22 protein-coding genes are annotated in these 24,442 nt (G+C 58.2%); 12 read left to right on the top strand and 10 right to left on the bottom strand.

Translation table 11 applies throughout. The annotated features are described in order from the left end of the window. Positions 1 to 141: 141 nt before the first annotated feature. On the bottom strand, positions 142 to 1,341 hold the full coding sequence (gene tyrS, locus ACP7E4_RS25295; RefSeq protein ID WP_426118463.1) for a tyrosine--tRNA ligase: 1,200 nt from the start codon (positions 1,339 to 1,341) through the stop codon (positions 142 to 144). 211 nt (positions 1,342 to 1,552) lie between these two features. Here tyrS and ACP7E4_RS25290 point away from each other — a divergent pair, with 211 nt between their 5' ends. After that, on the top strand, positions 1,553 to 2,995 hold the full coding sequence (locus tag ACP7E4_RS25290) for a peptidoglycan DD-metalloendopeptidase family protein (RefSeq protein ID WP_426118461.1): 1,443 nt from the start codon (positions 1,553 to 1,555) through the stop codon (positions 2,993 to 2,995). A 3-nt stretch (positions 2,996 to 2,998) separates the two neighbouring features. After that, positions 2,999 to 4,093 carry an anhydro-N-acetylmuramic acid kinase gene (locus tag ACP7E4_RS25285; protein WP_426118459.1) on the top strand — a complete coding sequence of 365 codons (1,095 nt, stop codon included), beginning with the start codon at positions 2,999 to 3,001 and terminating at the stop codon, positions 4,091 to 4,093. Positions 4,094 to 4,170: 77 nt separating this feature from the next. On the opposite strand, the gene erpA is transcribed toward ACP7E4_RS25285, so the two are convergent. Together erpA and argC are read right to left on the bottom strand one after the other, a co-directional pair. Beyond that, positions 4,171 to 4,521 carry an iron-sulfur cluster insertion protein ErpA gene (gene erpA / locus ACP7E4_RS25280; RefSeq protein WP_020292766.1) on the bottom strand — a complete coding sequence of 117 codons (351 nt, stop codon included), beginning with the start codon at positions 4,519 to 4,521 and terminating at the stop codon, positions 4,171 to 4,173. A 168-nt stretch (positions 4,522 to 4,689) separates the two neighbouring features. Continuing rightward, complete coding sequence (argC, locus tag ACP7E4_RS25275; RefSeq protein WP_426118456.1) at positions 4,690 to 5,724, bottom strand: N-acetyl-gamma-glutamyl-phosphate reductase; 1,035 nt, start codon at positions 5,722 to 5,724, stop codon at positions 4,690 to 4,692. A 134-nt stretch (positions 5,725 to 5,858) separates the two neighbouring features. Between argC and hemJ the strand changes: the two genes are divergently transcribed. From hemJ to ACP7E4_RS25240, 7 genes are all read left to right on the top strand, one after another. Beyond that, complete coding sequence (gene hemJ, locus ACP7E4_RS25270) at positions 5,859 to 6,281, top strand: protoporphyrinogen oxidase HemJ (protein WP_426118454.1); 423 nt, start codon at positions 5,859 to 5,861, stop codon at positions 6,279 to 6,281. Positions 6,282 to 6,319: 38 nt separating this feature from the next. Continuing rightward, positions 6,320 to 7,288, top strand: a complete 969-nt coding sequence (locus ACP7E4_RS25265; RefSeq protein WP_426118452.1) for an NAD(P)H-dependent flavin oxidoreductase — start codon at positions 6,320 to 6,322, stop codon at positions 7,286 to 7,288. A 76-nt stretch (positions 7,289 to 7,364) separates the two neighbouring features. Continuing rightward, positions 7,365 to 8,273: a DUF805 domain-containing protein gene (locus ACP7E4_RS25260; RefSeq protein ID WP_426118450.1), complete on the top strand. Its 909-nt coding sequence runs from the start codon at positions 7,365 to 7,367 to the stop codon at positions 8,271 to 8,273. A gap of 58 nt (positions 8,274 to 8,331) precedes the next feature. Next, complete coding sequence (locus ACP7E4_RS25255; protein ID WP_331150501.1) at positions 8,332 to 9,123, top strand: SDR family oxidoreductase; 792 nt, start codon at positions 8,332 to 8,334, stop codon at positions 9,121 to 9,123. Positions 9,124 to 9,227: 104 nt separating this feature from the next. Continuing rightward, a complete protein-coding gene (locus ACP7E4_RS25250) occupies positions 9,228 to 9,566 on the top strand; it encodes a histidine triad nucleotide-binding protein (protein WP_426118448.1) in 339 nt (112 codons plus the stop codon). Positions 9,567 to 9,692: 126 nt separating this feature from the next. Then, positions 9,693 to 10,340 (top strand): 2-polyprenyl-3-methyl-6-methoxy-1,4-benzoquinone monooxygenase, encoded by a 648-nt coding sequence (gene coq7 / locus ACP7E4_RS25245; protein ID WP_426118446.1) that lies wholly within the window; start codon positions 9,693 to 9,695, stop codon positions 10,338 to 10,340. A gap of 140 nt (positions 10,341 to 10,480) precedes the next feature. After that, positions 10,481 to 11,173, top strand: a complete 693-nt coding sequence (locus ACP7E4_RS25240; protein ID WP_426118445.1) for a hypothetical protein — start codon at positions 10,481 to 10,483, stop codon at positions 11,171 to 11,173. Between the two features lie 71 nt (positions 11,174 to 11,244). Here ACP7E4_RS25240 and speD read toward each other — a convergent pair whose 3' ends face one another. Then, on the bottom strand, positions 11,245 to 12,039 hold the full coding sequence (gene speD / locus ACP7E4_RS25235; protein ID WP_331150498.1) for an adenosylmethionine decarboxylase: 795 nt from the start codon (positions 12,037 to 12,039) through the stop codon (positions 11,245 to 11,247). Between the two features lie 283 nt (positions 12,040 to 12,322). Further along, positions 12,323 to 12,745 carry an OsmC family protein gene (locus tag ACP7E4_RS25230; RefSeq protein WP_426118444.1) on the bottom strand — a complete coding sequence of 141 codons (423 nt, stop codon included), beginning with the start codon at positions 12,743 to 12,745 and terminating at the stop codon, positions 12,323 to 12,325. 207 nt (positions 12,746 to 12,952) lie between these two features. On the opposite strand from ACP7E4_RS25230, the gene crp reads away from it, so the two are divergent. Next, positions 12,953 to 13,597: a cAMP-activated global transcriptional regulator CRP gene (crp, locus tag ACP7E4_RS25225; protein ID WP_426118443.1), complete on the top strand. Its 645-nt coding sequence runs from the start codon at positions 12,953 to 12,955 to the stop codon at positions 13,595 to 13,597. Between the two features lie 111 nt (positions 13,598 to 13,708). Here crp and ACP7E4_RS25220 read toward each other — a convergent pair whose 3' ends face one another. Genes ACP7E4_RS25220 through ACP7E4_RS25205 form a run of 4 tightly spaced genes read right to left on the bottom strand, consistent with a single transcriptional unit; the run spans position 13,709 to position 16,965 of the window. Continuing rightward, on the bottom strand, positions 13,709 to 14,413 hold the full coding sequence (locus ACP7E4_RS25220) for a lipoate--protein ligase family protein (RefSeq protein WP_426118442.1): 705 nt from the start codon (positions 14,411 to 14,413) through the stop codon (positions 13,709 to 13,711). A 47-nt stretch (positions 14,414 to 14,460) separates the two neighbouring features. Continuing rightward, the gene (gene trpC, locus ACP7E4_RS25215; protein WP_426118441.1) at positions 14,461 to 15,297 is read right to left on the bottom strand and encodes an indole-3-glycerol phosphate synthase TrpC; all 837 of its coding nucleotides are present in this window, start codon (positions 15,295 to 15,297) and stop codon (positions 14,461 to 14,463) included. After that, complete coding sequence (gene trpD / locus ACP7E4_RS25210; RefSeq protein ID WP_020292752.1) at positions 15,294 to 16,343, bottom strand: anthranilate phosphoribosyltransferase; 1,050 nt, start codon at positions 16,341 to 16,343, stop codon at positions 15,294 to 15,296. Before trpD ends, trpC begins: the two co-directional genes overlap by 4 nt. Before the next feature lie 22 nt (positions 16,344 to 16,365). Further along, positions 16,366 to 16,965, bottom strand: a complete 600-nt coding sequence (locus tag ACP7E4_RS25205) for an aminodeoxychorismate/anthranilate synthase component II (protein WP_426118439.1) — start codon at positions 16,963 to 16,965, stop codon at positions 16,366 to 16,368. Between the two features lie 546 nt (positions 16,966 to 17,511). Here ACP7E4_RS25205 and ACP7E4_RS25200 point away from each other — a divergent pair. Then, positions 17,512 to 22,341 carry a M10 family metallopeptidase C-terminal domain-containing protein gene (locus ACP7E4_RS25200; protein ID WP_426118437.1) on the top strand — a complete coding sequence of 1,610 codons (4,830 nt, stop codon included), beginning with the start codon at positions 17,512 to 17,514 and terminating at the stop codon, positions 22,339 to 22,341. Positions 22,342 to 22,393: 52 nt separating this feature from the next. Here ACP7E4_RS25200 and ACP7E4_RS25195 read toward each other — a convergent pair whose 3' ends face one another. Next, the gene (locus ACP7E4_RS25195) at positions 22,394 to 23,176 is read right to left on the bottom strand and encodes a GntR family transcriptional regulator (protein WP_426118435.1); all 783 of its coding nucleotides are present in this window, start codon (positions 23,174 to 23,176) and stop codon (positions 22,394 to 22,396) included. A 252-nt stretch (positions 23,177 to 23,428) separates the two neighbouring features. Here ACP7E4_RS25195 and ACP7E4_RS25190 point away from each other — a divergent pair, with 252 nt between their 5' ends. Further along, on the top strand, positions 23,429 to 24,442 hold the full coding sequence (locus tag ACP7E4_RS25190; RefSeq protein WP_426118433.1) for an SIS domain-containing protein: 1,014 nt from the start codon (positions 23,429 to 23,431) through the stop codon (positions 24,440 to 24,442).

Raw genomic sequence — 24,442 nt, 5'->3', positions numbered from 1 at the left:
TCCGATCAACTCATCGAAACCTCTTCCTCGCCAATCAACCCGGCTAACTACTTGATTACCAAGGAGTTTTCCGTTTCATCTGCTCCGGAAGAGGTGCGAATTATAGACAGATTAGAGAGGCCGTCAACCGTTAATTAACGCTTATCCCAAATTAAGCGTAATACGCCCGAAAGCCTTCTTCCCAGCCTGACAAACATGCGTCGCACCCAGCTTGAATACAAAAGCGCGATCCACGACCTCACCATCTATACGTACACCGCCCGACGCCAACAGATCACGCGCCACCGCAGAGTTCTTGACCAGGCCTGCCTTATTAAGAACAGCGGCGATCGGCATATCCTCAGCAGCAGTCAATGCGATCTCCGGCAGATCGTCCGGCAACTCGCCTTCCTTCATGCGGTTACCCGCAGATCGGTGCGCAGAAGCCGCGGCTTCTTCACCATGGAAACGCGCCACGATTTCTTCAGCGAGCTTGATCTTGACGTCACGCGGATTCGCACCCGCATCGCAATCAGCCTTGAAGCCGTCGATTTCTTCCATAGAGCGGAAGCTCAGCAACTCAAAGTAGCGCCACATGAGCGCATCGGGAATCGATACCAGCTTGCTGTACATGATGCCCGGTGCTTCCTGGATACCGACGTAGTTACCCAGCGACTTGGACATCTTCTTCACGCCATCCAGACCTTCCAACAATGGCATGGTCAGAATGCACTGGGCTTCTTGCCCGTAAGCACGCTGCAACTCGCGCCCCATCAGCAGATTGAATTTCTGGTCGGTCCCGCCCAGTTCAACATCCGCACGCAACGCAACGGAGTCATAACCCTGGACCAGCGGATAGAGGAATTCATGGATGGCAATGGACTGGTTGGTCTTGTAACGCTTATCGAAGTCGTCGCGCTCAAGCATCCGCGCCACGGTGTATTGCGATGACAGCCGAATGAAGTCCGCCGGGCTCAGCTGATCCATCCAGGTGGAGTTGAATGCCACCTCGGTTTTGGCCGGATCAAGGATCTTGAATACCTGGGACTTGTAGGTTTCGGCATAGTCCAGCACCTGCTCACGGGTCAGCGGTGGACGTGTTGCGCTTTTGCCGCTTGGATCACCGATCATGCCAGTGAAGTCGCCGATCAGGAAGATGACCTGGTGACCGAGATCCTGAAACTGACGCAGCTTATTAATAAGCACGGTGTGACCCAGATGCAGATCAGGTGCCGTTGGGTCGAATCCGGCTTTAATACGTAGTGGCTGGCCGCGCTTGAGCTTGGTAATCAGCTCAGCCTCGACCAGGAGTTCATCCGCCCCGCGCTTGATTAGCGCCAGCTGCTCTTCAACCGACTTCATATAAGCCCCGTCATTGCCTATTTAAAGGGAACCAACCATACAAGATCAGGGCCCGTTTACAAAGTTTTGCCCAGCACCCGGCGCCGAATCATAAATTGAAACGTTTGGCAGGGTTGCTTCAAGCAGGTTTTGGTTATATTTTATACAGTTATTTCATCTTCATCATGTCATTCATCTTTTCCAATTCATCTTTTCAAAGTCAAAATTACCTATGAATACACCGCCTAAAGCGCCTCCGCTTTATCCGAAGACCCACCTGCTCGCTGCAAGCGGCATCGCCGCCTTGCTAAGCCTGGCTCTTCTGGTATTCCCTTCAAGTGACGTTGAAGCTAAAAAAACCACGCTGAGTCTTGATCTGGAAATCCCTGCAGATCAGCTCACAGAACAACAAGACGCTCAAGAATCCATCCAGGCCACACAAGACGCCACCGAGTCTCCATTTGCGCAGATCGACAACGGCACTGATGAGCCTCAGGAAAACGCCAGCGTAGAGCCCGCCACGAAAGAAGCGGCACCTCAGCCGAAGGCGCCTGCAGTCGCGGTCAAGAACGCGAATCACCGGGAAGTCGCAGTTGCCAAGGGCGATACACTGTCCACTCTATTCGAAAAAGTCGGACTGCCCGCCACGACCGTGCATGAGGTTTTGGCCAGTGATAAGCAGGCCAAGCAATTCAGCCAGTTGAAGAACGGCCAGATCCTGCAGTTCGAGCTTTCACCTGAAGGCCAGCTCAAGCAGCTGCACAGCAAGATCAGTGAGCTGGAAAGCATCAGCCTTTCCCGGACCGACAAGGGCTTTACGTTCGGCCGCGAAATCAGCAAGCCGAACGTGCGTACCGCCTATGTCCATGGCGTGATCAACAGTTCGCTCTCGCAATCCGCGCAGCGTGCAGGCTTGTCACACACCATGACCATGGATATGGCCAACATTTTCGGTTACGACATCGATTTCGCCCAGGACATCCGCAAAGGTGACGAATTCGACGTGATCTACGAGCAGAAAGTCGTGAATGGCAAGACTGTCGGCACCGGCAATATTCTGTCTGCCCGCTTCACCAACCACGGCAAGGCCTATTCCGCAGTTCGCTATACCAACAAGCAAGGCAATACCAATTACTACACGGCTGACGGCAACAGCATGCGTAAGGCCTTCATCCGTACTCCGGTGGACTTCGCCCGCATCAGTTCGATGTTTTCCATGGGCCGCAAGCACCCGATCCTGAACAAGATCCGCGCTCACAAAGGCGTTGACTATGCAGCCCCGCGCGGCACGCCGATCAAGGCGACCGGCGATGGCAAGGTTCTGCTTGCAGGACGCCGCGGCGGCTACGGCAACACCGTGATCATCCAGCATGGCGAGACCTATCGGACGCTATACGGCCACATGCAAGGCTTTGCCAAAGGCATACAAACCGGCGGTAGCGTCAAACAAGGTCAGGTGATCGGCTATATTGGTACCACCGGCCTGTCGACAGGACCTCATTTGCACTATGAGTTCCAGGTCAATGGCGTGCACGTAGACCCTCTGGGTCAGAAATTGCCGATGGCGGATCCAATCGCCAAATCCGAAAAACAGCGGTTCATGCAACAGAGCCAGCCGTTGATGGCTCGCATGGACCAGGAAAAGGCCACCACGCTGGCCTCGAGCAAACGATAAGCCATGGCCTTCTTCTATATTGGTGTGATGTCCGGCAGTAGCCTCGATGGGATCGATATAGCCCTGCTGGAGCAAGACGACCGGCCGAGATTGCTGGCGACCCACTACATTCCAATGCCTGACGACTTGCGCGCAGAGCTGCTGGGCCTGTGCTCCAGCGGCCCTGATGAGCTGGCGCGCGCCGGCATTGCCGAGCAAAAGTGGGTACAGCTCGCAGCTCAAGGCGTGCTGACATTGCTCAGCGAGCAGAACATGGTTGCGGGCCAGATCCGCGCTATCGGCAGTCATGGCCAGACTATCCGCCACGAACCTGCGCGCGGGTTCACCGTGCAGATCGGCAACCCGGCGCTGCTTGCAGAACTTACCGAGATAACAGTCGTCAGTGACTTCCGTCGTCGGGACATTGCAGCTGGCGGCCAGGGCGCTCCGCTGGTGCCCGCGTTTCACGAGGCGCTGTTCGACGACAACAAGGACCGCCGCGCCGTATTGAACATCGGGGGCTTCAGCAATTTGACCCTGATCGAGCTGGACCTGCCGGTTACCGGATTCGATTGCGGTCCGGGCAACGTGTTGCTCGATGCCTGGATTCAATCCCAGCGTGGCCAGAGTTACGACCGGGACGGCGCCTGGGGCGCAAGCGGGCAAGTCGATCCCGCGCTGCTCAAGTCTCTGCTCAGCGATCAGTTTTTCCTGACCAAGGGCCCGAAAAGCACCGGCCGCGAAGTGTTCAACCTTGGTTGGCTGCATCATCACCTGTTCCAGCTGCCGACTCTGGCGCCGGAAAACGTACAGGCCACGCTGATGGAGCTGACAGCCCTGACGATCACCGAATCCCTGCAGTCGGCGCAATCCGAAACCAAGGAACTGCTGATCTGCGGCGGCGGCGCTCACAACGTGGCGCTGACGGACCGACTGGCGCAATTGCTGCCCAATACCAAAGTCAGCAGCACCGAAGCGTTTGGTGTTGATCCGGACTGGGTTGAGGCGATGGCCTTTGCCTGGCTGGCCCATTGCTGCCTGGAAGGCGTGCCCGCCAACCGTCCGACGGTGACCGGCGCCAAGGGTCTGCGGGTACTGGGCGCAATTTACCCGGCCTGATCGACCCAGACTAAAGCTGAGCTAGAACGAAAAACGCCGCGCATATGCGCGGCGTTTTCATGTGTACAGCAAGCTAATCAGATCGAGAAAGACGAGCCGCAACCACAGGTGGTGGATGCATTCGGATTCTTGATCACGAAACGCGAACCTTCCAGACCTTCCTGGTAGTCCACTTCTGCACCCGCCAGATACTGGAAGCTCATCGGATCAACAACCAGGCTTACGCCTTCGCGCTCGACGATAGTGTCATCGTCCGCGACGTCTTCATCGAAGGTGAAGCCATACTGAAAACCGGAACAGCCGCCACCGGTCACGAAGACACGCAGCTTCAGGCGATCATTGCCCTCTTCATCGACCAGGCTTTTCACTTTGTGCGCGGCACCGTGAGTGAATTGCAAAGCCGTTGGAGTGAAGGATTCGACGCTCATGTTAGATATCTCCCGGCGCTAAGCCGTCATAATGCGTAATGACGGGCATTATCCGCTTCTCCTACAAAATCGGTCAACTATTAGAGGAGCAGCGGTTAGCTACAAGCTACAAGCGCCAAGTCGCGGCGCGCCATCTTGCAGCTTGCAGCTCCAGACTTGCAGCTGCTTCTAGGGCATCATCCCCGCATGGGAAAGACCGAGCTTCTCGTCCAGTCCAAACAGGATGTTCATGTTCTGCACAGCCTGACCCGACGCGCCTTTGACCAGGTTATCGATCACCGACAACACCACCACCAGATCACCGCCCTGGGGACGATGCACGGCGATGCGGCACACGTTGGCGCCGCGCACGCTGCGGGTTTCCGGGTGGCTACCGGCAGGCATGACGTCGACGAACGGTTCGTTGGCATAACGCTTTTCGAACAGCGCCTGCAGATCGATGGACTTGTCAGTCACCGTTGCGTACAGCGTGGAGTGAATGCCACGGATCATCGGCGTCAGGTGTGGCACGAAGGTCAAACCGACATCACCACCCGCTGCGCGACGCAGACCCTGAGTGATTTCCGGCAAGTGACGGTGGCCTTTGACCGCGTAGGCCTTGAAGCTTTCGTTGGCTTCGGAATACAGCGAGCCCAGGCTCAAACCGCGACCAGCACCGCTCACGCCGGATTTGCAGTCGGCGATCAAGCGCGTGTTATCGGCGATGCCGGCTTCGAGCAATGGCAGGAAACCCAGCTGAGTTGCCGTTGGGTAGCAGCCTGGAACAGCAATCAAGCGAGCCTGTTTGATCTGCTCGCGATTGACTTCCGGCAAGCCGTACACCGCTTGCTCAAGCAGCTCAGGCGCGCCATGGGGCTGGCCGTACCACTTGGCCCACTCCACCGGATCCTGCAGACGGAAGTCAGCGGACAGGTCGATGACCCTGGTGCCGGCATCGAGCAATTCGCCCGCCAACGCGTGGGCAACCCCGTGAGGCGTGGCGAAGAAGACGACGTCGCAGGCACCCAGCGTTTTCACGTCCGGCACGCTGAACGCCAGGCCGTCGTAATGGCCGCGCAAATTCGGGTACATGTCGGCCACAGGCAGACCCGCCTCGGATCGGGAAGTGATGACGACCACTTCAGCTTGCGGATGCTGTGCCAACAAACGCAGCAATTCGACCCCGGTGTAACCCGTGCCGCCGACGATACCGACCTTGACCATAACCCTGCCCTCTGCGTACCAACTGGAAAGCCGTCGATAATATGGGCGTAACGCGTCTGCGACAACCGACAACGTGACGTATGGACGCTCAAGCCACTACTATTTGCGCACCGTGAACCTGGGAATAACTAAAAATGCTTTTATGGATCAAAGCTTTTCACATCGTTTCAATGGTCTGCTGGTTTGCAGCCCTGTTCTACTTACCGAGACTTTTCGTCTACCACTCCATGAGCGAAGACGCCGTAAGCCGTGAACGCTTCTGCACCATGGAACGCAAGCTGTACCGGGGCATCATGGGCCCGGCGATGATTGCCACGCTGGTGTTCGGCATCTGGCTGATCAGCCTCGTACCGGGGTACATGAGTCAAGGCTGGATGCACGCCAAACTGACACTGGTGGTGTTGCTGATCGGCTATCACCATGTCTGCGGCGCACAGGTCAAACGCTTCGCCCGTGGCGAGAACGGCCGCAGCCACGTGTTTTATCGCTGGTTCAATGAAATCCCTGTATTGATTTTGCTGGCCATCGTCATATTGGTGGTGGTTAAACCTTTCTAGGCTTTAATAAAGACTCTTACAGCACCGGGGAACCGTTCATGTCACTGCCAGTTCTGCTTGAACAACGCTTGCGTCTGCCGCTGGTGGCTGCCCCGATGTTTCTGATTTCCAATCCCGATCTCGTTCTGGCCTGTTGCCGCAACGGGATCGTCGGCAGTTTTCCGGCCCTCAATCAGCGGGAAAGCAGCGGTTTTAAAAGCTGGCTGGAAGAAATCGAAGCCGGTCTGGCGCAGCTGGAAAAGCCCGCGCCGTACGCGGTAAACCTGATTGTCCACAACAGCAATCCCCGCCTACAGGCGGATCTGGCGATTTGTATCGAGCACAAAGTACCCATCGTGATTACCAGCCTGGGCGCGGTAAAGGAACTGGTGGACGCTGTACACAGCTATGGCGGGCTGGTTTTCCATGACGTCACCACGCGGCGGCATGCCGAAAAAGCGGCCGAAGCGGGCGTCGACGGTTTGATTGCGGTGGCGGCCGGAGCTGGCGGGCACGCCGGAACGTGGAGCCCTTTTTCGCTGATTGCGGAAATTCGCCAGTTCTTCGACAAAACCCTGCTCCTCGCCGGTTGTCTGAACCATGGTCACGAAATCCTCGCAGCGCAATTGCTGGGGGCGGACCTGGCCTATCTCGGCACGCGATTCATTGCCACCCGCGAGAGCCAGGCGCCGCAGGCCTATAAAGACATGTTGCTGTCATCCAAAGCCGTCGATATCGTGCACACCGCCGCCGTTTCGGGGGTGCCTGCCAGCTTCATGCGTCAAAGCCTGGAAAATGCCGGGTTCGACCTGGCAGCGCTGCAAGGTAAAGGAGATGTGGATTCAGGTTCCAAGCTCAAGCCCATCAGTGATGAGGCCAAGGCATGGAAAACCGTCTGGTCGGCGGGCCAGGGCGTGGGCGGGATCGCGGATCTTCCGAGTGTCGAGGAGTTGATCCAGCGTCTGGACGCGGAATACCGAAATGCACAACTTGCAAGCGCTCGACTGGCTGGCCTCTGGCCCCGCTGATTTATGACATGGCGCCCCGCGCTCTCGGAAGCGTGATCGCCTGCGTCGCATTTATTTCAAGACAAGGAAGCCAACCATGGCCGATACCCTCTACAAGATTGTGTTCGACGGGCAGTTGCGCACCGGCGTGGACCTGCAAACTGCCAAGCTGAACCTTGCGCAGCTGTTCAAGAGTGAAACCTCGGCGGTGGAAAAGCTGTTCAGCGGCAAGCCGATTGCGCTCAAGCGCGGCCTTACTCATTCCGATGCCCTGAGCTATATCAGCGCGTTGACAAACGCTGGCGTCGATGCCCGCATTGAGGCGGACCCGGCGATCAGCCTCAGCCTGGAAGAAATCGAAGAACCTCGCGCCTATGCAGAACCTGTCGGCGCGTATGCGGCGTCGCCCTATGCTCCGCCGCGCGCGCCGGTTGGCGCGACCCCGCTGCAATATTCGACACTCAAGGTGTTCAGCGTGCAAGGCCGCATCGGCCGGGTGCGTTATCTGGCCTGGAGCCTGGTGCTGATGGTTGCGGCATTACTGGTCGCGGCACTTTGCGCCGGCGTCATGAGTGTTTCACTGATTGGCGGCGGACTGCTTGCTACGGTGGCCTTTGTTGCCTTCCTGGTCATCAGCGTCCAGATCGGCGTGCAACGCCTGCACGATGTCGGCTGGTCGGGATGGCTGTTGCTGTTGAACCTGATTCCTTTCGTCAACAGCATCTTCCCGATCCTGATCGTCGTAATGCCGGGTAACCAGGGCGCGAATCAATATGGGCCGCCTGCGCCGCCCAATAGCCAGGCTGTAAAAGTATTGGCATGGCTGTGGGTCGCCTTCCTCGCCCTGATCATTACCGCCGGTATCGTCGGTGGCTTCAGCGCTATCCAGGCCGAGCTGGAAAACTCAACCGTCGAGTACGAGCAATCGCTGCCGTATGACGATGACGCGGCGACGTCGAGCGATGAAGACTCCGACACCGTCATAGAAAGCGAAGTGAGTAAATAGTCCAATTTTCATGTTTCGTGATGAATCGTGGTTGGCTGCACGTTGAATGGAGAAATGCATGACCCGTTACGCCTTGATTACTGGCGCTTCCAGCGGCATCGGCCTGGCGATGGCTGAAGCGCTGGCGCGCCGGGGGCGCAGTCTGATTCTGGTCGCACGCCAGCGTGACTTGCTGGAAACCGTTGCCATCGAGCTGACTCAGCGATTTGGCGTCGAGGTGCTGTTTCGCGCCTGCGATCTGGGCGAACCATTGCGGTTGTCCGGATTCCTTCTGGAACTGGAAGAGGAAGGCGCACATCAGATCGACCTGCTGGTCAATTGTGCCGGCATCGGCACCAGTGGCCCGTTTCTGGCGCAGGATTGGGGGCTTGAGCAGGACCTGATCGACCTGAACATTCTTGCCCTGACCCGTTTATGTCACACCGTCGGCAATCTGATGGCGCTGCAAGGTGGCGGGCAGATCCTCAATGTTTCTTCCATTGCGGCATTTAGTCCTGGCCCGTGGATGAGCGCTTATCACGCCAGCAAGGCCTATGTTCTGCATTTCTCCGAAGGCTTGCGCGAGGAAGTGAAGAAGACCGGGATAAAAGTTTCAGTGCTTTGCCCCGGCCCGACTCGCACGTCTTTCATGCGCACCGCCCAGCTGCAAAGTGAAAAGCTTGAACGCAGCAAACGCATGATGAGCCCGGAGGAAGTCGCGCTGTATGCCGTGCGCGCCCTGGCAAAAAACCGTGCCGTGATTATTCCGGGTTGGCGCAACAAGCTGTTGGCGTTCTGCCCGCGTTTCGGTTCGCGCTGGTTGAACCGCAGCATCGTCGGACTGATCAATAAATCTTACTGCCCGCGCTGATCGACAAACGGCTGGGCGCGCCAGGGCTGCGTCGATACACTCGAATGCGCTCGCTCAGTCGATCTATCAGCGACTCAACATCCACCCACAAGGAGCAAATGGCTGTGGATACTTTGTTTACCAAGATCATCAACCGGGAAATACCCGCCAAGATCATCTATGAAGATGACCAAGTGCTGGCCTTTCACGACATTGCGCCCCAGGCGCCGGTGCATTTTCTGGTCATCCCGAAAAAGGCGATCCGCACCCTCAATGACCTGACCGAAGAGGATAAAGGTCTGGCCGGTCACATCCTGTTCACCGCCCAACGCCTCGCCAAGGAATTGGGCTGTGATGATGGCTTTCGCGTCGTCATGAACTGCAATGAATTGGGCGGGCAGACCGTTTATCACATTCACATGCATGTTCTGGGTCAGCGCCAGATGCATTGGCCGCCGGGCTGATTGCCACAGTCTCAAGCACTTGCAGCCCGCCGCCGACCTTGATTGCCATGCGGCGGGCTGATCCAGCTCAAACCTCATACGCCTGATTGCGGTAGACTGGCCGCCATGGTTTTTCCGGAGGTGCCCATGGCTACCGAACGTCACTACTCCCCGATTGATCGTCTTCTGTTACAGGCCGATGCCGCGATGCGCACTTTGCTGCCATCCAAGGGCTACTCCTATCGGCCCTCGCCCGCCATTGTTCAACCTGAAGCCCAGATGAGCGAAGTCGACACCCGCCACGTCGCCGGGCTGATGCGCATCAACCATACCGGCGAAGTCTGCGCGCAGGCGCTGTATCAAGGCCAGGCCTTGACCGCCAAGCTGCCCGGCGTTCGTGCAGCGATGGAACACGCGGCCGAAGAAGAAATCGATCACCTGGTCTGGTGCGAACAACGCATTCACCAGTTGGGCAGCCACACTAGCGTGCTGAACCCGCTGTTTTACGGCATGTCGTTCGGAATCGGCGCGGTGGCAGGCTTGATCAGCGACAAGGTCAGCCTCGGTTTCGTGGCGGCGACTGAAGATCAGGTCTGCAAACACCTCAACGAACATCTGGAGCAAATCCCCGCCGTGGATGAAAAATCCCGCGCGATCCTGCAACAGATGCGTATCGATGAAGAGCGCCATGCCGAAAGTGCTCTGGATGCCGGCGGGTTTCGTTTCCCCGCACCGATCAAGTTTGGCATGAGCGTCTTGGCCAAAGTGATGACAAAAAGTACCTACCGTATATAACGCGCTTCTACGGGCGCCCCTTACGCGGGCGCCATTTGTTTCAAATTATTACCAATTCCGATAATCACTATTATTATCATTAGGTTTCAAGCTCGGCCTGGACTGCGTACCCTATCGGGACTTTTTCCAGGAGGGCCGCAATGTCCAGCCCGCATAGCAACGCTTCAACTGCCTCCACATCGCCTTCCGAAGCACGGCATCAGGACCAGACCCTGCAGAACGACCTGCAGCAACTGAAGAAAACCGGCATCTTCTTTCTCCTGTTCATCGCCTTGGTGTGCGCTGGCTTCGGCTTGATCTATCTCGACATTGCAATTGCCAACACGCAAATGCTCGAAGTCTCTTTTACCGAGATTGGTCAGGAACTGATGCTGGCGATCTGTGCCGGATTGTTCTGGTTCAGCCGTGGCACTGACGCGCAGAAAGGGCTGAATGCCCTCGCAGGGGGATTCTTCGGCTGCATGTTGATCCGCGAACTTGACGGCTTGTTCGACCCCATCAGCCACAGCTTCTGGTTGTGGCCCGCCCTGGCGACTGCTGTGGTCTGCATCTTTAAAGCCGTTGGCAAGCGCGACAGCCGCCTGCGAACTCTTTCGGCACTGGCGCATTTTACTCGTCAGGCGAGCTTTACCATGATCGTCGCCGGCCTTGGAGTCCTGGTGTTTTCACGGATCTTCGGCATGGGCACGTTGTGGCATCACATCTTGCAAGAGGGTTATCAGCGCCTGGCGAAAACCACCACTGAAGAAGGACTGGAACTGTTGGCCTATTGCCTGTTCATCACCGGCAGCCTTCAGCACTACGTCCAGCAACTCAAATCCAGAACCCCGTAATCTGCCGTCTTCAAACATTACACATATAAAAAAGGCGCCTTGAATAGGCGCCTTTTTTTGCTGCTTGAAACTCAGAGGGCGACGTTGCGTCCGTAAAAGATTTCCAGCATTTCGTGCTTGACCCTGGAGGTCACTTGCTCGCGTTGCTCAGTCGACAAATTGCTGGTCGCATCGCCGAACAGGTAATTATCCAGTTCGAAGTTCTTCAGCAGCATCTTGGTGTGGAACAGGTTCTCCTGGTACACGTTCACGTCGGTCATCTGGTAACCGTTGCGCGTGTCTTCCGAGAGGTAGTTCTGAATGGAGTTGATCTCGTGATCGATGAAATGCTTCTTGCCCTCGACGTCACGCGTGAAGCCACGCACACGATAATCAACAGTCACGATGTCCGACTCGAACTTGTGGATCAGGTAGTTCAGCGCCTTGAGCGGTGAAATAACGCCACAGGTGGAAACGTCGATGTCCACGCGGAACGTCGCGATGCCATCCACCGGATGAATCTCCGGATAGGTGTGGACCGTGATGTGGGACTTGTCGAGGTGCGCCAGAATGGTTTCCGGCAGCGGGCCCGGCGACTCTTCAATCTGGCTTTCGGTAGGCGTCACCGGCTGCTCGGAGATGAGGATGGTCACGCTGGCGCCTTGCGGATCGTAATCCTGACGGGCAATGTTCAGGATGTTGGCGCCAATGATATCGACAACATCTGTGAGAATCCGCGTCAGGCGTTCAGCGTCGTACACACTATTGATGTACTCGACGTAAGCCTGCTGGTCCTGCGGAGTTTCCGCATAGCAGATGTCATAGATGTTGAAGCTCAAGGTCTTTGTCAGGTTATTGAACCCGTGGAGCTTGAGTTTGCTTTTCACCGTTAAAAACTCTCTATATATGTGCGGCCCAGGCCACGTGATCAAGCATGCCCGTCAGATGAGCCTGGCTCAGCTGCGTAGGACGGTTAACACCTCTTCGCGTTGGCGATTTTGGTTGTCAGTTCGGGCACGATCGCAAAAAACGCTGCGACCTGCGCCCTGAAAAAGTGGCGCATTATGCAGACGTCAGAAGCTGTCTGCCAGAGTGTGCGCCGCTTTTATGATAATTGGATGTCTGAACAAGACTTGCCGCCGTTCGGCGCAGTCGCGCCGACTACCGGCTTCAGCCCAATTCGATGATTTCGTAATCGTGGGTAATCTCGACGCCCGCGTTGCCGAGCATGATCGACGCCGAGCAATATTTCTCGGCTGACAGCTCGATGGCACGCTTGACCTGGGCTTCTTTCAAGCCGCGACCCTTGACCACGAAATGCAGATGGATCTTGGTGAAAACCTTGGGATCTTCAGTGGCGCGCTCGGCTTCCAGGAAAGCTTCGCAGCTCTCGATCGGCTGGCGGGACTTCTTGAGAATGCTGACCACATCGAAATTGCTGCAGCCACCAAGGCCGAGCAGCAGCATTTCCATGGGCCGCACACCCAGATTGCGACCGCCGCTTTCGGGCGGGCCATCCATGACAACCACATGACCGCTGCCGGATTCACCGAGGAACATGGCTTCACCAGCCCATTGAATGCGTGCCTTCATCGCCGGGACTCCACTGCTAAAAAAGGGTCGCCAGCTTAGCACGGGGCAGACGATGGCTGGATGCAGGCCTAAATGCCTTTTCGAAATAAAAAAGTAGGAAATTTCCTAAAAGTCGCTGATTCTCGGTCTCCGGGTTACGGTAAATGAGAGTTGCTGCCGATAACGATAAAGATGCCCTACGGCGACGTACTTTTTCGGAATATAAGCATGGTTGCTAACACGCTAACGCCCAAAATCAAGAATCTGGACAAGCTGCTCACCCACGCCCAGCGTCGCCGCTGTTCAGCAAAATCCAACATCATTTGTGCGGGCGACCCTGCGCAGTCGCTGTTTTTCATCGTCAAGGGATCGGTGACGGTGGTCATCGAAGACGACGAAGGGCGCGAGATGATCGTCGCGTACCTCAATACCGGTGACTTTTTTGGCGAACTGGGGCTGTTTGAAGCAGCGGGGCAGGAATCCGAGCGCAGCGCCTGGGTTCGTGCCAAGACCGAGTGCGAAGTGGCTGAAATCAGCTACAGCAAATTCCGCGAATTGACGCAGCAAGAGCCGGACATACTGTACGCCATCGGCGGTCAGATGGCGCAGCGCCTGCGTAATACCACGCGCAAGGTAGGCGATCTGGCCTTTCTCGACGTCACTGGCCGCGTAGCGGGTACATTGCTGGACCTGTGCAAGCAACCCGACGCCATGACCCATCCCGACGGCATGCAGATCAAGATCACCCGTCAGGAAATCGGGCGGATTGTGGGTTGTTCAAGAGAAATGGTCGGCCGAGTGCTCAAGGCTCTGGAAGAACAGAAACTGGTCCACGTCAAAGGCAAGACCATGGTGGTGTTCGGGACGCGGTGAGCGTGTGCGGCCGGTTGAGCGAGGCTTGCCCGCGAAGAACGATAACGCGGTGGGTCTGGCTCACCGAGGCGCCTGCTTCGCGAGCAAGCTCGCTCCCACACAGGTTCGCTCCTACAGGGATCGCAATTTGCCCAGAATTTCCTGGTATGCCTGCGCCAGCTTCTCCAGCACACCCTCAACTGGGAACGCCTCACGCAACGCAATATGGCTGTCGGCCCGAACGCGCTGTTCCAGTTCGCAGATTTCATTGAAACGATTGACCGCCGCCGCCATTTCCTGGCGCTCGTTATCCACCAACAACGCGCCGTGGGCGAGAACCACCGGCCTTGTGCCGCCCTGGCTCTGCCGCCAACGCTGGGCCGTGCCGACCATTTTGCGACCGTCGAGGTTGACGTTGAAACGTCCGTCGCAGAACGCGCCTTCTACCTCGCCCAGCGACGCAGCCCCGCCCAATTCACTCAAGACATCGAGAATCGGCTGACACAAACGTCGGTAGGCAATTTCGATGCGGTCGCGGTCAAGGTCGCTGGCGGGCTGGGCATACACCAGGGCGATGTTCACCGAGGCTGAAGATTGCGGGACTGGCTCGCCGCCGCTCTCGCGCAACAGGATCGGCCAACCGCTGTCAGCCAGGGTTTCGCTGGCTTCGGAGAATCCCGGCAGCCGACTCATGCGGCGTGGCATAACCAATGCGCGATCCAGCGGGCGCCACAGCAACAGGCCGTAATCGGCATCGCCTGCACACACTTTGGCCAACAAATCCTGCTCGGCCTGCAGGCCCGCTTCGACGCAGATATCAATAACCAGGTCAGACATGGTGATCCTCTGTAACAACTGTCGAAGCAAGTCCCGCCAGACGCTGATCAGTCAGCCGTGGAGGCATTGATCAGGGTGCCGCGTTCCGGGAAGAACAACCGCTGCAATTCCGCGCCCGGTTGTTCGGCACGCATGAACGCTTCGCCGACCAGGAAGGCATACACATCGCTGATTTCCATCAGCTCGACATCTGCACGATTGAAAATGCCGCTTTCGGTGACTACCAACCGATCTCGCGGAATGCGCGGCAGCAGGTCCAGCGTGGTTTCGAGATTGACCTCGAAGGTGTGCAGGTTGCGGTTATTGATGCCGACCAGCGGGGTGTCGAGGGTTTTCAGCGCACGTTCCAGCTCATCGCCATCATGCACTTCCACCAGAACATCCAGACCAACGCTCTTGGCGACCGCTGCCAGCTCGGCCATCTTCACGTCGTCCAGCGCGGACACGATCAACAGGATGCAATCGGCGCCCAGCGCACGAGCTTCGACGATCTGGTAAGGATCGATCATGAAGTCCTTGCGGATCACCGGCAGCTTGCAGGCAGCACGAGCCTGCTGCAGATACGCATCGGCACCCTGGAAGTAGTCGATATCGGTCAGCACTGAAAGACAGGTCGCCCCGCCCTTCTCGTAGCTTTTGGCGATGTCAGCCGGGACGAAGTTCGCGCGAATCACGCCTTTGCTTGGCGAAGCCTTCTTGATTTCAGCAATCACCGCTGGCTGCTTGCGCTTGGCCTGCGCGATCAAGGCCTTGGCGAATCCACGAGTCGGGTCGGCGGCCTTGGCCAGTGCCTCGACGTCAGCCAGACTGACACGCGCGCGGCGTTCAGCGACTTCCTCGGCCTTGCGGGCGAGAATATTTTCCAGAACGGTTGGCACGCTCATCCTTCATTCTCCTGCTTGAATACCGCGGTAAAGGCACCCAACTCATCCAGTTTTTCCCGGGCCAGGCCGGTGTGCAATGCATCATGAGCCAGCGCCACGCCATCTTTAAGCGTATAGGCATGATCAGCAGCATAAAGCGCCGCGCCGGCATTGAGCACAATCATTTCCGCAGCTTTCTGACCGTTTTCGGTCTTGCGACGCCCCAAGGCATCGCGAATCAGCTCCAGCGAAGCCGCCGGGCTTTCAACCGCCAGGCCGAAAAGACTCTGGCTCTTGATGCCCAGATCTTCGGGTTGCACCCAGTATTCAGTGACTTCGCCGTTCTTCAGCTCGGCCACGAACGTCGGCGCGGCCAGACTGAACTCATCCAGGCCGTCCTGAGAATGCACCACCAGAACGTGCTTGCTGCCCATACGAAGCAAGACTTCGGCCAACGGACGGCACAACGCCTGATTGAACACCCCGACCACCTGATGGCGGACGCCAGCCGGATTCGTAAGCGGGCCGAGCATATTGAACAGGGTGCGCAGGCCAAGATCGCGGCGCGGACCGGCGGCATGCTTCATGGCGCCGTGATGGGACTGGGCGAACATGAAGCCGATGCCAACGCTGTCGATGCAACGGGCAACCTGCACGGGCGTCAGGTTCAGATAAACCCCCGCCGCCTCCAGCAAATCGGCGCTGCCGCTTTTACCCGACACGGCACGGTTGCCGTGCTTGGCGACGGTGCAACCGGCTGCCGCCACCACAAATGCCGAAGCGGTGGAGACGTTGAAAATGTTCGCGCCATCACCACCGGTGCCGACCACGTCGACGACGCCATCGAGGGTTTTCAGCTCGACCTTGCTGGCCAGCTCGCGCATGACAGTCACGGCACCGACGATCTCGTCGATGCTTTCGCTCTTCATGCGCATGCCCATCATGAAGGCGCCGATCTGCGCCTCGGTGCATTGCCCGGTCATGATCTGGCGCATGACGTCACTCATTTCGTCAGTGCTCAAATCCAGCTGGTTGACCACGCGGCCCAGGGCCGTCTTGATATCCATTGGCTTAACCATAAAAGAATCCTTACCCCTGACGAGTGCCGCCGGTTTGCTTGAGGAAATTGGCGAACAGCTCGTGGCCCTGCTCGGTGAGAATCGACTCGGGGTGGAACTGGATCCCCTCGATGTTCAGCGTCTTGTGGCGCAAGCCCATGATTTCATCCACCGAGCCGTCTTCCAGCGCGGTCCATGCGGTGACTTCCAGGCAGTCGGGCAAGGTTTCAAGCTTGACCACCAGCGAGTGGTAGCGGGTAACGGTCAGCGGATGGTTCAAGCCTTCGAACACGCCTTGATCTTCATGAACCACCGGGCTGGTCTTGCCGTGCATGACCTGACGGGCACGCACCACGTCGCCACCGAACGCCTGGCCAATCGACTGATGGCCAAGGCAGACACCCAGAATCGGTAGCTTGCCCGCGAAGTGTTTGATCACTTCCAGCGAGACGCCTGCTTCATTAGGTGTACACGGGCCGGGGGAAACGACGATGCGTTCCGGGTTCAGGGCTTCAATTTCGGCAACGGTCAATTCGTCGTTGCGGATCACTTTAACGTCAGCACCCAGCTCACCGAGGTACTGCACGACGTTATAAGTAAAGGAGTCGTAGTTATCTATCATCAGCAGCATTTTGGCTTCAACCCATTGATTTACTGACTATGTATTCAACCTTCGAATTCGTTGCCCGAGTGCGCTCGGCTAGTGTAGCGGCCGGGGATTGTCCCAAAGAAGCGGCAGGGCAAGGATATAAAGGCGTATCAGGAAGAGGTCCGGACAGGGCCGGAAAAAGAATTAGTCAGGCGCGCCAACGCCAACGGGCGTGAGCCTTGATAACGCGCATCAAGAGTTTGCTGACGATCAACACAGGGGAGGTCTCGTTTCTACGTCCCGGCACATTAGCCCAGCTCGGTTTGCGGTGCAATATCAGGGCGGCAAACTCAAGCGCAATACGCCCTGCCACCCGTTTTTGACGCCTGCCTGATTTTGACGTCAGCAGGCTGTCACCCCGCCACACCCCCGCCACTATTACGACGGTCATTAGATTGACGCAGATGCCCGCACATTTGCCGAAATTAAGCTGATTATCGCGCAACTTTCTCAAATGTCACGGTCATATGTTCGGGCGCTGTGATCTTGACTTTCCCACCCATACACCCCGCAGCCCGGAGTAACACCATGATTTTTAACGTAAAAGACTACGGCGCGCTGGGCGATGGCATCACCGATGACACAGCAGCGATTCAGGCAACTATCGATGCTGCGGCGGCGGCAGGTGGCGGAACCGTCGAAATGTCAGCCGGAACCTATATTGTCTCCGCTGGCGAAGAGCCTTCCGATGGCTGCCTGATGCTCAAAAGCAATGTCACGCTGAGCGGCGCGGGCATGGGTGAAACCGTCATCCAGCTCAAGGACGGCTCGGACACCAAGGTGACGGGCATCGTGCGCTCGGCCTACGGCGAAGAAACCCACGACTTCGGCATGAACAACCTGACGCTGGACGGCAACCGTGACGCCACTACCGGCAAGGTAGATGGCTGGTTTAACGGTTACATCCCAGGCTCCGACGGCAAGGATTCCAACGTCACCCTCGACAGCGTCGAGATCGTCGATTGCTCGGGCTACGGCTTCGATCCCCACGAGCAAACCGTCAACATGGTGATCAAGAACAGCGTCTCCCATGGCAACGGCCTGGACGGTTTCGTCGCCGACTTCCTCAGCGACAGCGTGTTCGAAAACAACGTCGCCTATAACAACGACCGTCACGGCTTCAACGTGGTAACCAGCACCAATGACTTCACCCTGGCCAACAACGTCGCCTACGGCAACGGCAGCACGGGCATCGTGGTCCAGCGCGGCAGCGAGAACATTCCGTCCCCAGCCAACATCACCATCACCGGCGGCGCGGTCTATGACAACGGCGCCGAAGGCGTGCTGATCAAGCTGTCCAGCGGCGTCACGGTCAGCGGCCTGGACATCCACGACAACGGCAGCGCAGGGATTCGCATCTACGGCAGCTCCAATGTCGATGTGGTCGACAACACGCTGACCAACAATTCCTTGAACGCGCCGGTGCCGGAAATCATCATTCAGTCCTACGACGACACTCAGGGCGTTTCCGGAAAGTACTTCAACGGCAGCGACAACCTGATTCGCGGCAACACCATTACCGGCAGCGACAAGTCGACCTACGGCGTCGCCGAGCGCGATGAAAATGGTACCGATGGCAACAGCATCGTCGGCAATACCATCAGCCATACCTCCAAAGGCCTGGTGCTGATTTATGGCGATGGCAGCTATGTCGGCGACGCGCTGCCGGTGGTGGCCGTGCAAGGTACGGCGGGCAACGACACGATCAGCGGCAGCGCCGCCAACGAACTGATTTTCGGTCTGGCTGGCAAGGACACGCTGAACGGCAATGCCGGCGACGACATCCTCGTCGGCGGCAACGGTGCCGACAAGCTGACCGGCGGCGCCGGCGCCGACACGTTCCGCTTCGACCTCGTGACCGACAGCTATCGCACCGCCACAGCCAGCTTCGCCGACCTGATCACCGACTTTGATATCAGCCAGGACAAGATTGATCTGGCGAATCTGGGCTTCAGCGGTCTGGGCAGCGGCAATGCTGGCACGCTGAATATCAGCTACAACGCATCACAGGACCGCACTTACGTGAAGTCCCTGACCGCCGATGCCGACGGCAACCGCTTCGAACTGGGCCTGAGCGGCAACCTGCTGGACAAGCTCGACGCCAGCCATTTCATTTTCCAGCGCGTCATCGAAGGCACTGCCGCCAATGACACCCTGACTGGCACCGATGGCAACGACACCCTGAACGGCAACGCGGGCGCCGACCGTATCGATGGCGGCGCCGGAGTCGACCGCATCAACGGCGGGGCCGATGCCGACACGCTGACCGGTGGCGCGGGCGCCGACACATTCGTCTACAGCAGCCGGATGGACAGCTACCGCAACTACAACACCAGCGGCGGCAAGCAGAGCGACACGATCACTGACTTCAATACCAGCGAAGACCGGATCGATCTGTCGGCCCTCGGTTTGCGCGGCCTTGGCGATGGCAGTAACAGCACTGTTTACCTGTCCCTGAACGCCGACGGCAGCAAAACCTACGTCAAGACCAACGCCATCGACGACACCGGCAATCGTTTCGAAATTGCTCTGCAAGGCAACCTGCTGAGCAGCTTGAGCGCCGACAACTTCATCTTTTCCAGCGCCTCGACCGTCAATCAGGCGCCAGTCCTGAACACGCCGCTGCTGGATCAGGCGACCAATACCCAAACTGCGTTTTCCTACACCGTGCAGGCCAACAGCTTTTCCGATCCGGACAAGGACACGCTGACTTACAGCGCCACGCTGGCTGACAGCACAGCCCTGCCCGACTGGTTGAAGTTCGACAGCAAGACCCTGACTTTCAGTGGCACACCGAGCGTTGCTTCCGGGACTTATTCGGTGCTGCTGACTGCCAGCGACGCGGCCGGGGTTTCGGTCAGCGACAGCTTCGCCATCACCGTCGGCAACCCCACGCCCGGCGTGATTACCGGCAGCGAAAAAGGCGAATCGCTCTACGGCACCACCGGCAATGACGTTATGCAAGGCCTCGGCGGCGCGGACACCATACGCGGCGATGCGGGCAACGACCTGATCAACGGCGGCGCAGGCCGCGACGCGCTGTATGGCGGCGCGGGCAACGACACGTTCGTCTACAGCGCAGTCAGCGACAGCTATCGCGACTACGACAGCGGCGGCCTCACGGCGACCGACACGATCTACGACTTCACCCCCGGCGAAGACAAGATCGACGTATCGGCGCTCGGTTTCCTGGGCTTGGGCGATGGCGAAAACCATACGCTGTACATGACGCTCAACGCCGCTGGCGACAAAACCTACGTCAAATCCAGCGTCGCCGATGCCGACGGCAATCGCTTTGAGATTGCATTGAGCGGCAACTTGATCGACAAGATCAGCGATGCGGATTTTGTTTTCGCTGAACGTGAATCCCAGGAAATTCTCTACCTGCCGACGCTGGGTCAGTCCAATGCGCGCCTGCTGCGCATGACCGAGGATGACAACCAGTCGGGCACGACCACGCTGGTCGGCGACTTGACGCGCTACACCGATTACGACGTGCGCAGCCAATTCACTGATGCCGACGGCAATGGCATTGACCTGGCAGTGGGCGGCAGCACCGTGGCCGGATATTCCACCTCGACGGCGGAAGAGCAACGCTTGTCCTGGTGGCTGACCGACACCGATCAACCAGGCCCCGCGCTGTTGCGCGCGGTTGAACTGCTCAAGACTCAACTGGCAACGCTGACCGCTATCGACAACGTCACCACCGGCATCATCTGGGGCCAGGGCGAAGAAGCCGCCCAGGAAATCGCCCGCGCTACCGACAAGCAAGCCGCCGCGGATCTGTACAAAGCGTCGACGCTGAAAGTGTTCGACTACCTGCATGCGCAGATTGGCGATTTCAACGTTTACCTGATGGAAACCGGCCACTACCAAACTGACGCTGCCGCAGCCCGGGGGTTCTCGGCCGAGAAAATCGCCGGCATCGTCGAAGGCGTCGGCTACGTGCGCGCCGCACAGGAAGCCATGGCCGCCGAGCGCAGCGATGTGAAACTCGCCGTGGACTACACCGACCTGCCGCTGCGCTATGAAGTTGACCCGCTGGTCTATCCCGACGACGTCTGGCACTTGCACGAAGAGTCGGCGGAAATCGTCGGTCAGCGCCTGGCGGACTACATCGCCACCGATCTGGGGTACACCTCCGACAGCAGCGACAACAACAGCGCTGCCGACATTACCGAAGGCACGCAGAACGAAGGCGGCTCTATCTTCGGCACTGCCGATGACGACACATTAATCGGCAGCACCGGCAACGACACACTGGACGGCGATCTGGGTGCCGATGACATGAGCGGCGGCGATGGCAACGATATTTATGTGGTCGACAACGCCGGCGACAGCGTTACCGAAACCAACACTTCGGCCACGCAAATTGACACCGTGCTGGCCTCGGTCAGCTGGACGCTGGGCGCCAATACCGAAAACCTGACGCTGAACGGTATGTCAGCCATCGACGGCGTCGGCAATGAACTGAAAAACATCATCATCGGCAACAGCGCCGGCAACATTCTGGATGGCCAGGCAGGCGCCGACACCCTCAAGGGTGGCGATGGCTCGGACAGCTACTTCGTCGATGACACCAATGACAACGTGATCGAAACCAATGCCGACAGCGTCACCGGCGGCGTCGATACGGTGTTCAGCGCGCTGGCGACTTATACGCTGGGCGGCAACGTTGAAAACCTCGTGCTGACTGGCGAAGGTGCGGCCAACGGGATCGGCAACGCGCTGGACAACGTGCTGTATGCCAGCACCGGCGACAATCTGATCGACGGCCGCGCGGGCGTAGATACCGTGTCCTACCTGTTCGCCACAGCGGGCGTGACGGTCAAGTTGTCCACCACCGCGCAACAGGACACCGGCGGCTCGGGTCTGGACACGTTAAAGGGCAACGAAAACCTGACCGGCAGCCGTTTTGCCGATTCGCTGACCGGCAGTTCCGGCGACAACAGGCTCTCCGGCGGCGACGGCAATGACACCTTGATGGGCGGTTCCGGCAATGACGTGCTGATCGGTGGCGCGGGCGTCGATACGCTGATCGGCGGCACGGGTGCTGACACCTATGTCTTCAATGACGTGTCGGAAATGGGCACGGGCTTGCTGGCTGACATCATCCAGGGCTTCAAGTCCGCCGAAGGCGACAAGCTGGACTTCTCCGGCATCGATGCCCGCCCGCAAACCGCCGCCAACGACGCGTTCGTGTTCATCGGCAGCGCTGCATTCAGCGCCAACAACGTCGGCGAACTGCGCTTCGCTGACGGTGTGCTGTACGGCAACATCGACGCCGATAACGAGGCCGACTTCGCCATCCAGCTGACCGGCGTGCAGACGCTGCAAGCGGCCGACATCATCGGTTGAAAAAACTGCCTGCCGCCCGCAATGGGTGGCAGGCAGTCATCCACCGACGATTTCAGCGATGCGAGTTGAACGCATCCACCCGGCTGTTTTCCAGCTTGAATACCACACGCTGCGGATGGTTGATCGAAACCAGGTATTCCAGCGGCTTACCCTGGCTGTCGAAAATCACCCCGCGATAGACCAGCGCTGCGGTCCCGGCCGCGACCTCCAGCAAGCGCGCCTCCTGATCGTTCATGTTGGCGATGCTTAACGTGCCCTCGTCGCTTTCCACCTCAATCCCGTAACGCTCCAGCAGCAGCGCATACAGCGAAGCGCCTGCGGCAAGATCCTGCGCCAGCATATCCGGCGCGCGTGCCAGCGGGATGTAGCTGGTTTCGATACAAAACGGCTTTTGATCAACCGTGCGCAGACGCCGGATGGTCAATAACCCTTCGCCCTCGTCGATGCCCAGCAGTTTTGCAACGCGGCTGCTGGCCTGTGCCTGCTCGAAATACAACAGTTTGCTCCCCGGCCGCGAGCCCGACTGCTCGACGACTTGAGTAATACCCTTGCGCGACAGACTGATCGGCCGCTCGACACCCGGCGCCGTGACAAAGGTTCCGCGATTGCCCCGCCGCTCCAGAATGCCGCGCTCGATAAGCACCTGAATCGCCTTGCGCAGGGTCATGCGACTGATGCCCAGATGTTCGGCCAGATCCCGTTCCGCCGGGATGCGCTCATTGGGGCCGAATTCTGGACGTTCGAGCATTTCCAGCAGCACTTGCACAGCCTGCCACGCCACCTGCTTGCGCTGGGGTATGGGAAAGCTCGTTTCGAGGTTTTTTTCAGACGCCATTTGGTGGTCTACATCCCAAAATATTTTTTGCGGATTTTGCCGATAATTTCAAAGCGGCGAAACTCCAGCGAATTCGCGGGCTTGCAATCCTGTCCGCACTGACCAGCCTTTACAGGACTGCCGAATGGATACGCGCGGTGACTAGACCACGAGCATAAACCCTTGAGATGGTATTTTCCATGGTATAGATTCTGGTCTAACAAAGGATCGACGAACAGCCTCGATTCTCCTCCAGTACCCCAAGGAGCCAGCATGGCGATCGAATTCAACCGGGAAGCGTTCGTCGCTTCTCTCGCGCAGTCCATCCACACCGTTGACGATGCCCAGCGCTATGGTCGCGAGCTGGCACCGAAGATTGATCGGATTTATTTCGTCAGCTGTGGCGCGCCCAATCGCATCATGCTCGGCCTGCAATACTGGATCGAACGCTTCAGCCATTCGCTGGAAGTGCGCCGCTATTTTCCTGCCGATTTCATGGACATTGATCCGCCTCGACTGGATGAACGAACGCTGGTGATCCTGGCTTCCAAATCCGGCACGACTCAGGAAACCATAGCCGCCGCTCACTTCCTCAAAGACAAACCCTGCATGACCGTCGGCGTGACCCAGACTGCCGAGTTGCCGTTGGCCCAGGCCGTGCAGCATTGTTTCCTGCTGGGGCGCACGGACGAGGCGTACTTCGGCTGCTTCATGATTCTTCAAGCGTTGATCGGCGGGATTCTCGCCGAGCGCGAAGACTGGCCGCTGCTGGACAAACTCACCCGCTCCCTGAAAGCCCTGCCCGCAGCCTTGGCCGACGCCGCCATCAACAACGATCAACGCGCCACCGAGGAAGCCCGGCTCTACAAAGACGACCGGCTCATGTATTTCCTCGCCTCCGGCCCGATGTTCACCACCGCTTATGTATTCGGCGTCTGTGTGGTCATGGAAAGCCAGTGGTTGCACTGCTTGCCGGTTGAAGCGGCGGAGTTTTTCCATGGCCCGTTTGAGGCCATCGACGCCTCGACGCCGCTGCTCCTGTTTGTCGGCGAAGACCCAAGCCGCGCACAGATGGAACGTGTGGTGCGTTTCTGCCAGCGTTACACCGAACGCGTGATGGTCTACGACGCCAAGGATTTCCCCATGCACGGCATTGATCCGGAAATCCGCGCGCTGGTTGCGCCCTATATCGTCGGCATTGCCGCTGAACGTATCGCAGCGCATCTGGCGGTCTGGCATCAACAACCCCTGACCACGCGCCGCTACATGTGGAAAACGGAGTATTGA

Source organism: Pseudomonas sp. DSP3-2-3 (genome assembly GCF_049898225.1).
Classification (GTDB): Bacteria; Pseudomonadota; Gammaproteobacteria; order Pseudomonadales; family Pseudomonadaceae; genus Aquipseudomonas.
Note: the sequence above shows the minus strand (reverse complement) of the source record. Positions and strands in the feature narration are given on the sequence as shown.

Bases quoted from the DNA above. Each gene is read 5' to 3' on its own strand.
- tyrS (WP_426118463.1), bottom strand. From the start codon at position 1,341: ATGAAGTCGGTTGAAGAGCAGCTGGCGCTAATCAAGCGCGGGGCGGAT.
- ACP7E4_RS25290 (WP_426118461.1), top strand. From the start codon at position 1,553: ATGAATACACCGCCTAAAGCGCCTCCGCTTTATCCGAAGACCCACCTG.
- ACP7E4_RS25285 (WP_426118459.1), top strand. From the start codon at position 2,999: ATGGCCTTCTTCTATATTGGTGTGATGTCCGGCAGTAGCCTCGATGGG.
- erpA (WP_020292766.1), bottom strand. From the start codon at position 4,521: ATGAGCGTCGAATCCTTCACTCCAACGGCTTTGCAATTCACTCACGGT.
- argC (WP_426118456.1), bottom strand. From the start codon at position 5,724: ATGGTCAAGGTCGGTATCGTCGGCGGCACGGGTTACACCGGGGTCGAA.
- hemJ (WP_426118454.1), top strand. From the start codon at position 5,859: ATGCTTTTATGGATCAAAGCTTTTCACATCGTTTCAATGGTCTGCTGG.
- ACP7E4_RS25265 (WP_426118452.1), top strand. From the start codon at position 6,320: ATGTCACTGCCAGTTCTGCTTGAACAACGCTTGCGTCTGCCGCTGGTG.
- ACP7E4_RS25260 (WP_426118450.1), top strand. From the start codon at position 7,365: ATGGCCGATACCCTCTACAAGATTGTGTTCGACGGGCAGTTGCGCACC.
- ACP7E4_RS25255 (WP_331150501.1), top strand. From the start codon at position 8,332: ATGACCCGTTACGCCTTGATTACTGGCGCTTCCAGCGGCATCGGCCTG.
- coq7 (WP_426118446.1), top strand. From the start codon at position 9,693: ATGGCTACCGAACGTCACTACTCCCCGATTGATCGTCTTCTGTTACAG.
- ACP7E4_RS25240 (WP_426118445.1), top strand. From the start codon at position 10,481: ATGTCCAGCCCGCATAGCAACGCTTCAACTGCCTCCACATCGCCTTCC.
- ACP7E4_RS25230 (WP_426118444.1), bottom strand. From the start codon at position 12,745: ATGAAGGCACGCATTCAATGGGCTGGTGAAGCCATGTTCCTCGGTGAA.
- crp (WP_426118443.1), top strand. From the start codon at position 12,953: ATGGTTGCTAACACGCTAACGCCCAAAATCAAGAATCTGGACAAGCTG.
- ACP7E4_RS25220 (WP_426118442.1), bottom strand. From the start codon at position 14,413: ATGTCTGACCTGGTTATTGATATCTGCGTCGAAGCGGGCCTGCAGGCC.
- trpC (WP_426118441.1), bottom strand. From the start codon at position 15,297: ATGAGCGTGCCAACCGTTCTGGAAAATATTCTCGCCCGCAAGGCCGAG.
- trpD (WP_020292752.1), bottom strand. From the start codon at position 16,343: ATGGATATCAAGACGGCCCTGGGCCGCGTGGTCAACCAGCTGGATTTG.
- ACP7E4_RS25205 (WP_426118439.1), bottom strand. From the start codon at position 16,965: ATGCTGCTGATGATAGATAACTACGACTCCTTTACTTATAACGTCGTG.
- ACP7E4_RS25200 (WP_426118437.1), top strand. From the start codon at position 17,512: ATGATTTTTAACGTAAAAGACTACGGCGCGCTGGGCGATGGCATCACC.
- ACP7E4_RS25195 (WP_426118435.1), bottom strand. From the start codon at position 23,176: ATGGCGTCTGAAAAAAACCTCGAAACGAGCTTTCCCATACCCCAGCGC.
- ACP7E4_RS25190 (WP_426118433.1), top strand. From the start codon at position 23,429: ATGGCGATCGAATTCAACCGGGAAGCGTTCGTCGCTTCTCTCGCGCAG.